The 15,281-nt window shown below is 67.5% G+C and carries 9 protein-coding genes; 2 read left to right on the top strand and 7 right to left on the bottom strand.

Features of this window, described 5'->3' with window-relative positions; all coding sequences use genetic code 11:
* Positions 1-76: 76 nt before the first annotated feature.
* From KIP89_RS11360 to KIP89_RS11350, 3 genes are all read right to left on the bottom strand, one after another.
* A complete protein-coding gene (locus KIP89_RS11360) occupies positions 77-5,191 on the bottom strand; it encodes a Calx-beta domain-containing protein (RefSeq protein ID WP_213755556.1) in 5,115 nt (1,704 codons plus the stop codon).
* 140 nt (positions 5,192-5,331) lie between these two features.
* Positions 5,332-6,648 carry an HlyD family type I secretion periplasmic adaptor subunit gene (locus KIP89_RS11355; RefSeq protein WP_213755555.1) on the bottom strand — a complete coding sequence of 439 codons (1,317 nt, stop codon included), beginning with the start codon at positions 6,646-6,648 and terminating at the stop codon, positions 5,332-5,334.
* On the bottom strand, positions 6,645-8,360 hold the full coding sequence (locus KIP89_RS11350; protein ID WP_213755554.1) for a type I secretion system permease/ATPase: 1,716 nt from the start codon (positions 8,358-8,360) through the stop codon (positions 6,645-6,647). Before KIP89_RS11350 ends, KIP89_RS11355 begins: the two co-directional genes overlap by 4 nt.
* A gap of 221 nt (positions 8,361-8,581) precedes the next feature.
* Between KIP89_RS11350 and KIP89_RS11345 the strand changes: the two genes are divergently transcribed.
* Entirely contained in the window at positions 8,582-9,706 is a 1,125-nt protein-coding gene (locus tag KIP89_RS11345; protein WP_369807120.1) for a sensor histidine kinase, read from the top strand.
* Entirely contained in the window at positions 9,691-10,407 is a 717-nt protein-coding gene (locus KIP89_RS11340; protein ID WP_213755553.1) for a LytR/AlgR family response regulator transcription factor, read from the top strand. The genes KIP89_RS11345 and KIP89_RS11340 overlap by 16 nt, the downstream gene beginning before the upstream one ends.
* 43 nt (positions 10,408-10,450) lie before the next feature.
* Here KIP89_RS11340 and KIP89_RS11335 read toward each other — a convergent pair whose 3' ends face one another.
* The 4 genes from KIP89_RS11335 to KIP89_RS11320 all read right to left on the bottom strand — a co-directional run bounded on the left by KIP89_RS11335 (position 10,451) and on the right by KIP89_RS11320 (position 15,280).
* Positions 10,451-12,439: an ABC transporter permease gene (locus KIP89_RS11335; RefSeq protein WP_213755552.1), complete on the bottom strand. Its 1,989-nt coding sequence runs from the start codon at positions 12,437-12,439 to the stop codon at positions 10,451-10,453.
* Positions 12,436-13,512 (bottom strand): quaternary amine ABC transporter ATP-binding protein, encoded by a 1,077-nt coding sequence (locus tag KIP89_RS11330; protein WP_213755644.1) that lies wholly within the window; start codon positions 13,510-13,512, stop codon positions 12,436-12,438. The genes KIP89_RS11335 and KIP89_RS11330 overlap by 4 nt, the downstream gene beginning before the upstream one ends.
* Before the next feature lie 112 nt (positions 13,513-13,624).
* Positions 13,625-14,566: an ABC transporter substrate-binding protein gene (locus tag KIP89_RS11325; RefSeq protein ID WP_213755551.1), complete on the bottom strand. Its 942-nt coding sequence runs from the start codon at positions 14,564-14,566 to the stop codon at positions 13,625-13,627.
* A gap of 138 nt (positions 14,567-14,704) precedes the next feature.
* Entirely contained in the window at positions 14,705-15,280 is a 576-nt protein-coding gene (locus tag KIP89_RS11320) for a helix-turn-helix domain-containing protein (RefSeq protein WP_369807119.1), read from the bottom strand.
* Position 15,281: the final 1 nt, after the last annotated feature.

The raw sequence follows: 15,281 nt of genomic DNA, 5'->3' as shown, positions 1-15,281 counted from the left end.
GTCATCAAGACGGCCGCGTGAGGCGTGGATGGGCTTTGCCCGCTCAGGCCATCTCGGCCTGAGCGGGCTGGCTTTGCTACACGAGGAAATCGAACTGCGTGCTGTCGAAAGTGCCGTGTCCCACCAGCTGGAAGCGGACATCCGCGCCGTGGTCGAGGGCGGCGGTGGCGGCGAGGTTGCGGACGACATAGCCGTCCGCGTCGCGCGAGATGATCTCCGCCCCCTGGATCTGCGCGATCTCATAGGGCGTGTCGATCTCCAGCGTCCAGCCATTCAGCGCCGTACCGTCATTGTGCAGCGTCACCTCGGCGGTGAAATCGGCGGTACGGCTTTCGACAAGCGCGATGGACGCGTCGATCAGGTCGTTGCTGAGCGGCACGGAGGCCGTGCGCAGGGCACTCGTCTCCTCCCCGCCGACCGCGCGCCCATTGACGATGAAATCGTCCACCGTGGCGCTGCCGCCCGAGGCCTGAAAGCCGAAGCTCACCTCGCCATCCGCCGCAACCTTGCCGTTCCACGCGGCGTTGCGCACCACATAGTGGTCGCCGACATGGCTGACGATCTGGGCATTCCAGATGTTGGAAATGTCGAAGGGCGCGTCGAACTCCACAGTCCAGCCGTTCAGCGCGGCCTCGGGCTTCAGCGTCATCGCGGCGGTAAAGCCGGTGCCCCAATTGCTGGCGACGGTGAACGCCACAGCGTCACCGCCGGCGGGCGGGGCGGCATCGTCATTCTCGATGGTGCCCCGTCCCGTGCCATCGGCAAGCGTGGCACCGGTGGGGCCGGAGAGAACGAGGTTGAAGGTCTCGTTGCCCTCCAGCACGCCGTCGCCGATGGCCGCCACCTTGATCGTCTTGCTGGTCTCCCCGGCCGCGAAGGTCAGGGTGCCGGAGGCCGCCTGATAGTCCTGGCCGGCCACCGCCGAGCCGTTCGCGGTCGCGTATTTGACGCTCACTGGCCCGGTCGCGGCTTCCGACAGGGTGATGGTGAAGGTGAGCATGCCCGCCGCGCTGGCGCTGCCTTCGAGCGCCGTGGCATCGCTGATGCTGAGCATGGGCAGGGTTGGGGCCGCCGCATCGTCATCCGTGATGGTGGCGCTCGCCTGTGCGACGCCGATGACCGCGCCCTGCGCATTGCTGAGCAGCAGCGTGAAGCTCTCATCCGCCTCCGCGAGATTGTCGCCGGTGATGGCGACCCGCACGGTTTTGGTGGTTTCCCCCGGCGCGAAGCTCAGCGTCCCGCTGGCCGCCGTGAAATCGCTCGCACCCGCATCGCCCGCGAGTGTCTGGTAGTTGACCGTCACCGTCTGCGTCGCGGCGGCGGAAAGGGTCACGGTGAACACGGCATAGGCGCCGGCGCCGCTGCCGCCGTCCTCCTCGAGATCGAACTGGATCGGTTCGAGATAGGCCAGCTTGTTGGTGTTCACCGTGCGCCAGTCATCGGCGAGGATACCGCCCGTGTCGGTGGAATTGGGATTCCACGACCAGTAGGTCCAGCTGATGCCCTCCTGTCCAGCGGGGATGTCGATGGTGCCGTCATTGTCGAAATCGCCGGCCATATAGGAGGTCAGCGCCTCCAGCCAGGGGGCATCCTTCGGGTCGGTCAGCTTGGTGCCGAACTCACCGATCAGCACCGGCGCGATGTTCTCGCGGTAGATATAGCCCCACATCTCGTCGAACTTTTCGGGGAGCTGTTCGGCGAAGTTCGGATCGTTGAACCAGGGCTGCTCATAGACCGAGTTGCCGTAGTCATGCGCCGAATAGACCAGCTTGTTCGGCACATCGAGCTCGATCGGCCGGTCGCGCACGCCCTGAAGGTTGCCGCCCCACCAGTAATTGTCGCCCTCATAGGCCGCGATGCCCTCGACGAAGATCAGCCAGTTCGGATTGACCTCGCCGATGGCGTTGCCGGCCCGCTCGGCCGCCGCCGCCCAGTCCCTTGCCCCGCCGCCGCCCCAGGTGCCGTTATAGGGCTCATTGTGCAGATCGGCGCCGATGACGGCGGTGTTGTCGGCATAGCGTTCCGCCAGCATCTGCCAGTCGTCGATCCACGCCGCTTCCGTATAGGCGCTGTCGTACCAGAGTCCGTTCTCGGATGTGCCGGCGCCGAAGGAGGAGCGGTGATGGTCGAGAATGACCTTCATCCCGATCTCCTCGGCATAGGCGACGATCTTGTCCATGATCTGCAACGGCGTCAGGCCCTTGAGATCCGGGTTCTGGTTGTAGTCGATGCCGCTGGCGCTGGTGGCGTGCAGGGTGGCGCTGGCGAAGGGCAGGCGGATCGTATTGAAGCCGAGATCCTTCATCTGGTCCATCATGTCCGTATAGGACCGCGTCCAGACGCCATGCGGCGAGGCATTGGTGGATTCGAAGCCGAACCAGTTCACCCCGGCGATCTTCACCGAATTGCCAGCGGAATCGATGATCTGGTTGCCGGAGGTCGAGAACCAGCCATCCGCCGCGCCACCGCCTGTACCCGCGTCGCCTTCCACCACGGTCGTGCCGGCCACCGAGACTGTGGGCGGCGGCATCACGTCGTCATTGGTGATGGTGCCAGTGCCGCTGGCATCGGCCAGCGTCGCGCCGGAGGGCTTGGAGAGGGTGATGGTCAGCGCCTCGTTCGCCTCCACCACCTTGTCGCCGATCACCGGCACGCGGATGACCTTGGAGGTCTCGCCCGGCGCGAAGGTCAGCGTGCCCGACACCGCCTGATAATCCTGCCCGGCGGTCGCCGTACCGTTGGCGCTGGCATAGGCGACGCTCACCGCGCTGGTCGCGGCCTTGGAGAGAGTGACGGTGAAGGAGAGATAGGCCGTGCCGTCATTGCCCTCCGCGACGCTGGCGTCGCCAATGGCGAGCGTCGGCAGGGTGGCCGCGACGTCGTCATTGGTGATGGTGCCGGTCGCCGTGCCATCCGCCAGCGTGGCGCCGGAGGGGGTGGAGAGAGTGATCGTCAGCGCCTCATTGGCCTCTACCACCTTGTCGCCGATCACCGGCACGCGGATGACCTTGGAGGTCTCGCCCGCCGCGAAGGTCAGCGTGCCCGACACCGCCTGATAGTCCTGCCCGGCGGTGGCCGTGCCGTTGGCGCTGGCATAGGCGACACTCACCGCGCCGGTCGCGGCCTTGGAGAGGGTGACGGTGAAGGAGAGGTAAGAGGTGCCGTCATTGCCCTCCGCCACGCTCGCATCGCCGATGGCGAGGGTGGGCAGAACCGGCACCGGGTCCGTCCCTCCGCCTGCCGGGGTTCCATTGATGACGAAATCATCGGCGACGATCGCCGTGCCGCCGGGCGAGGCCTGGAAGCCGAAGCTCACCTCGCCATTGGCCGCTACCTTGCCGTTCCAGGAAGCGTTGCGGATGACGTAGCGGTCGCCGACATGACTGACGATCTCGGCGTTCCAGATATTGGAGATGTCGAACGAGGCGTCGAACTCCACCGTCCAGCCATTCAACGCCGCGACGGGCTTCAGCGTCATCGCGCCGGTGAAGCCCGCGCCCCAATTATCCTTCACCGCGAAGGCGAGGCTGTTGCCGGAGGGGGCTGGCGTGGCGGCATCGTCGTTCAGCAGCGTGCCGGTCGCTTCGCCATCGGCGATGGTCGCGCCGCTCGGGGTCGAGAGCTGGACGGTGAAGCGCTCATCAGCCTCAACCACCTTGTCGCCGACCACGTCGACATGGATCTGCTTGGCGGTCTCGCCCGGCGCGAAGGTGACCGTGCCGCTGGTCGCCTCGTAATCCGACCCGGCGAGCGCGGTGCCGTTCGCCGTGCGGTATTGCACCGTCACGGGGTTGGTGGACGCCTTGTCGAGCGTGACCAGGAACATGAAATGCACATGCGCCCCATCCCCCTCGGTGACCGACAGATCGGCGATGGAGATGGCCGGCAGTACGTTGGGCGCCTGCGCGTCGTCATTGACGATGGTGCCGGTCGCCCGCTCATCCGCCAGCGTCGCGCCGGAGGGCGAGGACAGGACGAGATCGAACGCCTCGTTGAGCTCGAATGTGGCGTCGCCGTTGATGGTGACCTGCACGGTCTTGGTGGTCTCGCCCGGCTGGAAGGTGAGCCGGCCGATAGCCGCCTGATAGTCGGAGCCGGCCAGTGCCGTGCCGTTAAGCGTGGAGTAATCGACACTCACCACCCCGGCCGCCGCCTGGGACAGCGTGACGGTGAAGCTCATCACGCTGGTGCCGCTCTGGCCCTCGGTGAGCTGCGCATCAGCAACGCGAAGCGTCGGCAGGCTGCCACCGGCATCCGCCGCCTCGATGAGGCCGCGCCATTTCTGGTAGGTGGCGTCCTCCACCGCGACGATGTTGTTGTAGTCCAGCTCCGCCAGCGAGACGCCGGTGAGCGTGTAGGTCTGGTTCTGCCCGACAATGGTGATGACCGTGGAGCCGTTCACCTCCGCGACGGTGAACTCGGCCGGGCGAAAATATTTGAAGTCCAGCTTGTCCGTCGCCGGGTCGAAGTCGAGAACGGTCTTGGCACCGTAATCCCAGTCGATGAGATAAGTGGTGCCGGCAACGCCGCTCGGCGGGGTACCAGGGCCGGCGGTCGTCGGCCACATATTGGTGCCGACGGTCGGAATGTCGGCCCGGCTGATCACCTGCGACTCCGGCACGGAGTCGAGGCCGAGCTGGAGGAAAATGCGGTCTTCGCGCACCTGCGCGGCATGGAACAGGAAGTTATCGGCCGAGAGGTCGGCCACGCTGGTGCCCAGCAGGATCAGCGTCTGGCCGGTCGTGTAGTTGCCGATGACCACGCCCTCGGCGCCGTCCACCATGTAGATCTGTTCGCGCGTGCCATAATAGCGGAAGTCGACCACGTCCGTGTCTGCGTCGAAGGCTACGCGGTCGATCTGGCCGACCTCGTGCGAGCGCGCATAGACCGTGTTCGGCGCCTGGGTGATGCCATGCTCCCAGGCCAGCGCGCCGCTGAGATCCTGCCGCAGATGATCATTCTCCACCGGCACGAAGCTGTTCACGGTGAGCTGGCCGAGCGAGACGCCGACGATCAGCGTCTGCTTGCCGCTCCACGGATCCATGAAGGCGACGCCCTCGGCGGTATCGACGACGATGTAGCCATGGACGGAGTTGGAGCCGAGGTCGAGCTTGTCGGTGGCGGGGTTGAAGCCCTCGACACGCCGCTGACCGGACTCAGGCAGTTCCGCGGAATAGATGGTGCCGGCCATGTTGTGCCTCCTGTCGTCATGTCGTCGCTCTCGCCGAGCGGTAAAAGAATGCACGTGCCGCTGTCATCATCACCGGGGCGCGCGCCGCCACTCGACGAAGGCGGCGCAGAAATCGACGAGCCGGGCAGCGAGAGGCCCGCTTATCGCTCGCGAAAGGCACGGGCGATCTGATCCTGCAACGGCTTGGCGATGTATTGCAGCGGCGTGCGATCCTGCGTGCGCACGAACACTTCGGCCTGCATGCCGGCGCTGACCGTCTGCGGCGCCAGCCGCGCCAGCTCCTCGGGCGGGATCGCCACCCGGATCGTGTAGAACACTGCGCCGGTCTGCGGGTCGCGGCTGGTGTCGGGCGAGACCCGCGCCACCGTGCCGGCAAGCTGCGGCGTGGTGCGCTGGTTGAAGGCATGAATGCGCACCTCAGCCCGCTGGCCGGGCGCGATCTGGTCGATATCCGGCGGGTTCACCCGCGCCTCGACCTGCAACGCCTCCCGGGCCGGCACGATCAGCATGGCGGGTTCCGCCGGGCTGATGACGCCGCCCACCGTATGGACCGCGAGCTGGTGCACATAGCCGGCGCTCGGCGCTCTTATGTCGACGCGTTTCAACTGGTCCTGCGCGGCGATGCGGCGCTCGGCGAGTTCGGCCGCCTTCGCCTGAATCTCGCTCAGTTCCTTCATCACTTCCTCGCGCAGCACATCGTCGATCTCGATGATCTGGAGCTGGGTCTCAGCGATCTTGCCCTCGGTCTGCGCGACAGCCGCAATGAGACGGCCCTTCTCGCCGTCGAGCTCCGCCGCTTCGCGCTCCAGCGCCGCCTTGCGGCTCAGCGCCACGAGATTCTTGGCATAGAGGTCGCGCACGCCCTCCAGCTCCTCGGCGATGAGCGCCGCCTGCCGGTCGCGCGCCACCTGCTGCGCCCGCAGGCCGATCACCTCATCATCCAGCTGCGCGATCCGCCGGGCGAGCTGTGCCTTGCGCCCTTCGCGGGCAGCGCGGCGCGCCTCGAACTGATTGTGCTCGGTGGCGATCAATGAGACGATCGCCGGCTCGCCGCTGCGGGCCGCAAGCTCCGGCGCGATCGCGATCACCGCCAGCCGGTCCCGCTCGGCCATCAGCCGGCCCTGCCGCGCGGCGAACTCGTCGAGCTGCTGGCTGACGATCCCGAGATTGGCACGGGTGATGGTGTCGTCGAGCCGGATCAGCACCGCGCCCGCCTCAACCTGGTCGCCCTCGCGCACGTGGAGCTCGCCAACAACACCGCCCGTGGCGTGCTGCACCTTCTTCACATTGCCATCGACGACGAACTGGCCGGAGGCGACCACCGCGCCGGTCAGCGTCGAGGCAACCGCCCAGACGCCGACCGTGCCGGCGAACAGCAGCACCGCTGCCCCGCCCGCGAGCGTCAGCCGGCGTAGCCCGCGGCCATAATCTGATCGCGTCCCAGCAGGAGTTTTCATGATGCCACCGCGCGCTTGATGCCCGGCAGGCCGCCCTGCCGGGCGAGTTTCGCCAGCACCTCCTCCTTCGGGCCGATTGCCTGAAGACGGCCCTCCGCCATCAGCGCGAGCCGATCGAGGCCAGCGATGGCGGTCTGGCGGTGGGTGACCACGATCACGATGCCGCCGCGCGCCCGCACCCCGCGCACCGCCGCGCCCAGCGCCTCGTCGCCGTCCTGGTCGAGATTGGAATTGGGCTCATCCAGCACGACGAGAAAGGGCGCGCCATACAGCGCGCGGGCGAGGCCGATGCGCTGGCGCTGCCCGCCGGAGAGCGCCATGCCGGCTTCGCCGATGCGGGTGTCATACCCCTCTTCCAGCCGCAGGATCAGCTCATGCGCGCCGGCCGCCCGCGCCGCCGCAACGATGGCCGCGCTGGACGCGTCCGGTGCGAAACGAGCGATGTTCTCCGCCACCGTTCCCTCGAACAGCTCGACATCCTGCGGCAGGTAGCCAATGTGCCGGCCGAGCGCGTCCGGCGCCCATTGGTCGAGGCTGGCGCCGTCGAGCCGCACCTCGCCCTTGAGCGGGCGCCACACGCCGACCAGCGCCCGCACCAGCGTCGATTTGCCGGAGGCGCTCGGCCCGATGATGCCGAGCCCCTGCCCCGCCTCCACCCGTAGCCCGACGCCGGACAGGATCGGCACCGAGCGACCCGGTGCGGCCACGACCAGATTGTCGGCGGTCAGCGCGGCGACGGGCGCGGGCAGCGCCGTATGACTGCGCTCGGCCAGCGCGGGCGAGGACAGCACCTGTTCCAGACGGCGCACGCCGAGCCGGGCGGCGACGAAGCCCTTCCAGTTGCCAACGGCAATCTCGATCGGGGCAAGGGCGCGCGAGGTCATGATGGAGGCGGCGATCATCGCGCCGCCGGAGATTAGGTCGTGAATGGCGAGATAGGCGCCGAGCCCCAGCACCGCCGATTGCAGCACCATGCGGAACACCTTGGCGAAGGCGCCGCTGGCCCCGGTGACGTCGGCCCCTTCAAGCCAGTCGCTCACATGGCGCCGGTTCGCCTCATGCCATTTTCCGGCGAAGGCGCCGCCCATGCCCATGGCGGTCAGCGCCTCGGCATTGCGCCGGCTCGCCTCGGCGATAGCCTCGCGCGCGGCGCGGCTGGTCATCTGCGCCTTCATCACCGCGCGGCTGGCCCGCTCGGTCGCCCAGGTCAGCGCGACGATGACCACCCCGCCGACCAACGCCAGCGCGCCGAGCCAGGGATGCAGCAGGAAGCAGCCGGCGAAGAACAGCGGCATCCACGGCATGTCGAACAGCGCCGTCGGTCCGAGCGAGGAGAGGAAGGCGCGGATCTGGTCAAGGTCGCGCACGGGCTGGAGCGCCTCCTCGGCGCGCCGGCCGGCCAGCGAGAGACGCCGCGCCGCGCCGAAGGCCGCGGGCGAGACCTGCTCGTCAAAGCGCGCCCCGATGCGCGCCAGCATCTTTACCCGCACCGCATCCAGAAAGCCTTGCAGGGCATAGGCGATGAGCAGCAGCACCGACAGGCCGATCAGCGTCGGCACGCTGCGCGAACTCAACACCCGATCATAGACCTGGAGCATGTAGAGCGAGCCCGCCAGCATCAGCAGGTTGATGACCGCCGAGAACGCCCCCACCGCGACGAAGGCGCCGCGGCAGTCGGACAGGGCACGAGAGACGGGCGAGGCAGCGGCCATCGGAAACCTCGATAGGGCAAGCACACGCGGCTCGTCCGATTGCGGGCCGGCGCGACCGTCGGGTGGCTAGGCACCGGGCCCGAAAGATGCCATGGGCTAAGCACCCCGGCACCGCCACGGCGGCACCAACTCGATGAACGGGGCGTAGAAATCGACGAGCCCGTCAGGCAAGCCGACCTTTGCGCCGGACGGCCCCCGCGCCTAGCCTCTGGAGGACCCTTGTGACGGCCCGTCTCATCCGTCCGTTCGGCCCGCTGGGCAAGCCATGGTGCCGCCTGACCCCGTTCACGCGGGCGCAGATCATCGGCTGGGGCCTGTTCACCCTGGTCGATCTGGTGAATCGCCAGCTCACCTATCAGGACCTCACGGCCGCGCTGGCGATGAGCGCGCTGATTTACCTGCTGCTCGCCGGGCTCTCCACCGGTCTCGGGCGCCTCTATGACTGCGCCTTTCCCGGCACGGTGCTCGGACCATGGAGCGTCGCGGTCATGGCGCTGCTCGCGAGCGGCGCGTCCGCGGTCATCGTCCTCGTCACCGTGCTGGTGCGTCAGGCCTTCGGCTGGAGCATCCCGGACTGGGGAACGCTGGAGGAGATCGCGCTGCCCTTTACCCATTACGCGGTGGCGCTGACCGGCTGGAGCCTGCTGTTCTTCTGGATCCGCGCCGACCGGCAGCGTCAGACCGCGCATGCGGCGGCGCTGGCCGCAGAAGCCGAGGCGCTGGCTGCCAAGGCGGAGGCGCTTGGCGCCGAAATCCAGCAGCTCCGCCTGCAGATCAACCCGCATTTCCTGTTCAACGCGCTGAACGGCATCGCCGAGGAGGTGCCGGAACATCCCGCGGCGGCGCGGGCGATGCTGCGTGACCTGACCGACTATCTGCGCCATGTGCTCACGGGCATCCGCACGCCGGTGGTGCCGGTCGAGGCGGAAGTCGCCGCGCTTGCCGCCTATCTGCGCATCCAGCAGGCTCGGTTCGGCGAAAGGCTGCGGATCAGCGTCGAGCTCGACCCCGGCGCCACCGGCCGGCGGATCGCCAACAGCCTGCTTCAGCCGCTCGCGGAGAACGCGGTCGAGCACGGAGATCGCTCCGATGTGCTGGAACTGGCGGTCGCGGTGCGTCTTGAAGGCGATAAGCTGCGCATTGACATCACCAATTCCGGCCGGCTGGAGCCCGCCCATCGCCTGCGCGCCGGCCACGGCCTCGGTCTCGCCAATCTGCGCCGCCGGCTTGACGTCCATTACCCCGGCCGTCACTCCTTCAGCCTGCGCGAGATCGAGAGCGTACCGGGCGGCGCACAGGTAATGGCGACGCTGCTGCTGGAGGGGGAAGCGTGCTCCGCGTCCTGATCGTCGACGACGAGCCTCTGGCCCGCCGGGCACTGCGCCGTCTTCTGGCGCCCCATGCGGATGTCGACATCGTCGGCGAAGCCGATAGCGTGGCCCAATCGGCGGAACTGGTTGGCCGGTTCCGGCCCGATCTCATCCTGCTCGATATCGAATTGGCCGGCGGCGACGGATTCGATCTGCTGGCCGCCATGGAGGCCCCGCCACGGGTGGTCTTCGTCACCGCCTATGCCGAATATGCGGTCGAGGCTTTCACGGTGGAAGCGGTGGACTATCTGCTCAAGCCCGTGGCGCAGGAGCGTCTCGACGCCGCGCTCGACCGGGTGCGGCGCCTCGCGGCCCCCGTCCCGAAGGGCGTGGAGGTGATCGAGCTGCGCGCCCCCGGCAGGGTCGTGCGCTGCGGGCCCGGCGACATAGTGGCGGTGCTGGCGGAAGGCGATTTCAGCCATGTCCACCTCGCCGATCAGCCGCCGCTGATGATCCTGCGCAGCATCGGGCAGTTCGAGGAACAGCTTCCCTCGCCGCCCTTCCTGCGGCTGGGGCGCTCGATCCTTGTCAATGGCGACCGCATCCGCAGCGTCGACACCCGCTCGCGTGACGATGTCCGGCTCGCCCTTGAGGGGAGGGCCGAGCCGATCGTGCTTGGCCGCGCGGCGGCGGCACGCCTGAAGCAGGCTCTTTTGAAACCGGACCGTCGCGGCTAGCCAGGCAGCGCGCGCCGACGACAACCCGTCACTGCTTGGGGTGTCAGAAGCCCATCCGCTCTCGGCGGGCGGCGACCCAGCGGCCGATCATGCGGTCGGCGAGGATGCCGAGAAAGGCGATGGCGAGACCGGCGGAAAGTCCCTTGCCCGGATCGGCCTGCGAGATGGCGACCTGAATCTGCTTGCCCAGATCATTGGTCCCGACAAAGGACGAGATCACCAGCATCGACAGCGCCATCATGATCACCTGGTTCACCCCGAGCATGATTTCCGGCAGCGCATAGGGAAGCTCGACCTTGGCGAGGCGCTGCATCCCGGTGCAGCCCGCCATGGTGCCGGCCTCCTGCAGGCTGGGCGGCACGCGGCGCAGCCCATGGTCGGTGAAGCGGATCGCCGGCACCATGGCGTAGAGCACGATCGCCACCAGCGCCGAGACGTCGCCGATGCGGAACAGCATGACGACGGGGAGCAGATAGACGAAAGACGGCAGCGTCTGCAGCGTGTCGCACATCGCGCCGAGGAATTTGTGCATGCGCTCCGAACGGCTGCCGAGGAAGCCGAGCGGCAGGCCGATCAGCGAGGCGATCACCACCGAGATCGAGCACAGATAGATCGTCGTCATGCCCCGCTCCCACAGCCCCGCCACCGGGATGAAGGCGATGAGCGCGGTCATGCCGAGGGCGAAGCGCCAGCCACCGAGCGACCAGGCGCCGCCCGCCACCACGGCGAGCAGGCCGACCCAGGGAAAGCCGATCAGAAAGGTCTTCACCGGCACGAGAATGTAGATGAGCAGGAAGGTACGCAGCGCGTCCGCGGTCGAGAACAGGTTGATGTTCACCCAGCTCACCACATCCGACCACATGCTGCCGGTCGTGATCCGCCATTCCGGCGGCAGCGATTCCAGCGCCGGAAAGGCGAAGGACAACAGGGTGAAGCCGATCAGCGCCGCAAGGCCGGCCCAGAACAGCCGCCGGCGGTGCTGCGCCGCCGCGCCATGCACCGGGCGCAGTTCGACCAGCGCCCGGCTCATCCGGTCGAGCACGATGGCAAGCGCCACCACGGCGAGGCCCGCTTCCAGCCCTTTGCCCAGCCCGTTGGCCTGGCGCAGCGCGTTCAGCACGTCGAAGCCGAGCCCGCCGGCGCCGATCATGGCGGCGATGATGATCATGTTCAGCGTGAGCATGATCACCTGATTGACGCCGACCAGCAGATCGTCGCGGGCGGAGGGCACCAGCACCTTCCACAGCACCTGACGCGGCTGGCAGCCGGTCATGCGGGCGAGTTCGTCCAGCTCCGGCGGCACCCGCTTCAGCGCCATCATGGTCACCCGCACCATGGGCGGCATGGCGTAGAGGATGGTCGCCAGCATGCCGGAGACCGGGCCGACGCCGACGAGGAAGACCAGGGGCACGAGATAGGCGAAGGTCGGCACGGTCTGCATGAAATCGAGCGTGGCCACCACCGCGCCTTCGAGCCGGGGAACGCGAAAAGCGAGGATGCCGAGCCCGATGCCGCCAGCGACACCGCAGAGCACGGCGAGCAGCACCTGCGACAGCGTCACCATGGCGCTGTCCCACTGGCCGAACACCAATATGTAGGCAAAGCCGACAAAGCCGAGCACGGCGAGGCGCAACCCGCCCAGCATGTAGCTCCAGACCGTTACCGCCGCGATCAGCCCGGCCCAGGAGACGCGCGGAATGTGGAACGCGCCATCCTCGTCGCCAAAGGTGATCCCGGTGGAGAACACCGCCTTCGGCACGGCGAGCGCATAGCCGAACAGGCTGGAGATGAAGCGCGTCATCTCCTTGAAGGTAAACAGGCCGAAGGTGAGGTCGCGCGCGAGCCAGTAGAGGAAGGCTTTCAGCCAGTCGCTCACCGGCACGATCCACGTCGCCGGATAGGCCTTGGCCCAGGCGAAGGTCTGCGGCGCGGCATAGGGCACCAGAACGGCGAGGGCGACGAGAACGGCAACGATCCAGCCGGCGGGAAGCCGCAGATGCAGGCGGCCCTGTTGCAGCGCCACATCGCTCATTGGCCGCCCCCGACGAGATCGGCGATGAGGCTCGCCTTCACAAGCTTGCCCAGCAACGCGCCGTTGGCATCGACCACGGCGGCCGGCGCATCGGCCGAGAGAACGGCGGCGGCCACCTCGGCGAGCCGCGCGCTGGCCGGCACGATCGGCCCGAGCGGCTCGCCCGGGATGACCGGGACGCAGACCCCGCCCGCCGTCAGCACCTTGGCGCGGGCGACATGGCGGGTGAAAGCGGCGACATAGTCGGAGGCCGGCTTCAACACCAGTTCCTCGGCGGTGCCGACCTGGATGATGACGCCGTCCTTCATGATGGCGATGCGGTCGCCGAGGCGGATCGCCTCGTCAAAATCATGGGTGATGAAGACGATGGTCTTCGACAGCATGCGCTGCAAGCGCAGGAACTCGTTCTGCATCTCGTGGCGGATCAGCGGATCGAGCGCCGAGAACGGCTCGTCGAGGAACCACAGCGCCGGCTCGGCGGCGAGCGAGCGGGCGATGCCGACGCGCTGCTGCTGCCCGCCAGAAAGTTCGCGAGGATAATGGCCGGCGCGCTCCGTGAGGCCGACGAGGTCGATCACCTTGCGGGCGCGTTCCTCGCGCTCCTCCTTCGGCAGGCCCTGCACTTCCAGCGGAAAGGCGACATTGCCGAGCACGGTGCGATGCGGCAGCAGGGCGAAGTTCTGGAACACCATGCCCATCTTGTGCCGGCGCAGCTGGATCAGCTCGTCCGGCGTCATCCGCAGCAGGTTCTGGTGCTCGTAGAAGACGAGACCCGCCGTCGGCTCGACAAGGCGCGAGAGGCAGCGCACGAGGGTCGACTTGCCGGAGCCCGACAGCCCCATGATGATGAAGATCTCGCCCTGACGGATCTCCAACGTCGCGTCGCGCACGGCGGCGAACAGGCCGGCCGCGCGGATCTCGGCGGGCGTTGCTTCAGGGTTTTCGCGCAGGAACGTCTCGGCATTGGCGCCGTAGACCTTCCACAGATTGCGGCAGACAAGAGCGGGCGGCGCGTCGGCGGAAAGCCGTGTCTTGCCGGGCGAGGAGTCTGGCGTCGGCGCGAGCGTGACCATGGCCATGGCAGGGCCCTTTATCTGTCAGGACGGCAAGGAGGGATGCCGCCGCGCGTGCGGCGGCATCGGATCGCGCAGGGGACCGACGCCCGGCGCCGGCCCGGCACCGGGCTCAGTACTCGCCCTTGTGCTTGGCGACATAGGCCGCGACGACCTCGTCGAGCTTCTTGCCGTCGACGTCGACTTCCTTGACCATCAGGTTCAGCTCGCCGCCGTCGATCTTGAGCTTCTTCAGCACCTCATAGGCACCGGGCCACTTCTTCTTGGTCTCGGCGGAGGTGTATTTGAAGATGTCGCCATAGGGCTTGCCGCAGTCAAACGCCTTGTCGGGGTTGATGCCCCATTTCGGGTCGGTGTAGCAGGCGGCGTCATATTCGGGGAACTGCACCCACTCGCCTTCGAAGACCGAGGGCACCCAATGCGGCGAGTAGACCCACAGCATGATCGGCGCCTTGCGCTCGTAAGCTGACTTCAGTTCCGCGAACATGGCGGATTCGGTGCCGGCATCGACCGCCACGAAAGGCAGGCCCAGCGCCTCGATGCGCTCGGGATCATGCCCACCCCAGGTCGCTTCCATGCCGAGATAGCGGCCCTTGGGCGCGGTCTCCGGCGCGGAGAAGGCTTCGCCGCACTTCAGCAGTGCCTTCCAGTCCGGCAGGCCGGGGCACTTTTCCTTCATGTAGAGCGGGTACCACCACTCTTCCTTGGCCGCCGGGCCGAGCGCGCCGAGCTTCTCGGTCTTGCCGGTGGCGTCGGAGGCCTTCATGGCGTCGCCGGCCGTGGTCGCCCACAACTCGGTCATCACGGTGACGTCGCCATTCTCCATGGCGGTGAGGCCGGTGAGATAGTCGATGGTGACGTATTCGACCTTGTAGCCCTTGGCCTTCAACAGATCGCCGGCGATATGCGAGGTGATGTGCTGCCCGGTCCAGTCATGCAGGGCAATGATGATGGGATCCTTGGATTCCTGGGCGCCAGCAGCCATGGGCGTCATGGCGAGGCCGGCGATCATGCCGCACAGGGCGGCGGCCTGGGAGAGACGGTGAACGCGCATCGTGTTTATTCCCTCGGATTGGTTTTTGAAGGCAACGCGTCGTCTTAAGTGTCCCTTGAGGAACATCTCTTTCTTGAGAGGCAAATTGCAGGCCATATGGCGGCGGGTGCGACAGCCGGGGAAAGGGCGCGGGGGCGCTCACTCCTTCGGGTAGACAATGATCGACAGGTAGCTCATGGGCAGGGCGTAAAGCTCCTCCGGCCCGTGCTGCACCGAGGCGTCGAAGTAGAGCGTGTCGCCGGGCTCCAAATGATAGAGCTTGTCGGCGTGGCGGTAGCCGACCGAGCCGGAGAGCATGTAGATCATCTCCACCCCGCTGTGGCGAAACGCCGAGTAGGGTGCGGCCCCCTCCGGCAGCGTGATCAGGAACGGCTCCATCGCCACGTCGGTGCCCAGCGACTGCGCCAGCAATTCATAGATATGCCCGGCCTTGGTGCCCCGGCGTTCGGTGGCCGCACCCTGCCCCGCCTTGACGAAGGAACAGTCCCGCCGGTCGTCATAGCCGGCGAACAGCGAGGCGATCGGCACGTTCAGGGCGCTGGCGATGGCGGTGAGCGTGGAGAGCGAGGAGGAGATCTGCCCGTTCTCGATCTTCGAGATCATGCCCGGCGAAATCCTCGCCGTGGCCGCCAGCTCCGCGCTGGTGATGTCGAGCCGCTTGCGGTGCTGACGGATCTGCGCGCCGATCGCCTGCTCGACGGTGAGGCTAGCCACG

Source organism: Ancylobacter radicis, assembly GCF_018449475.1.
GTDB lineage: Bacteria > Pseudomonadota > Alphaproteobacteria > Rhizobiales > Xanthobacteraceae > Ancylobacter > Ancylobacter radicis.
Note: the sequence above shows the minus strand (reverse complement) of the source record. Positions and strands in the feature narration are given on the sequence as shown.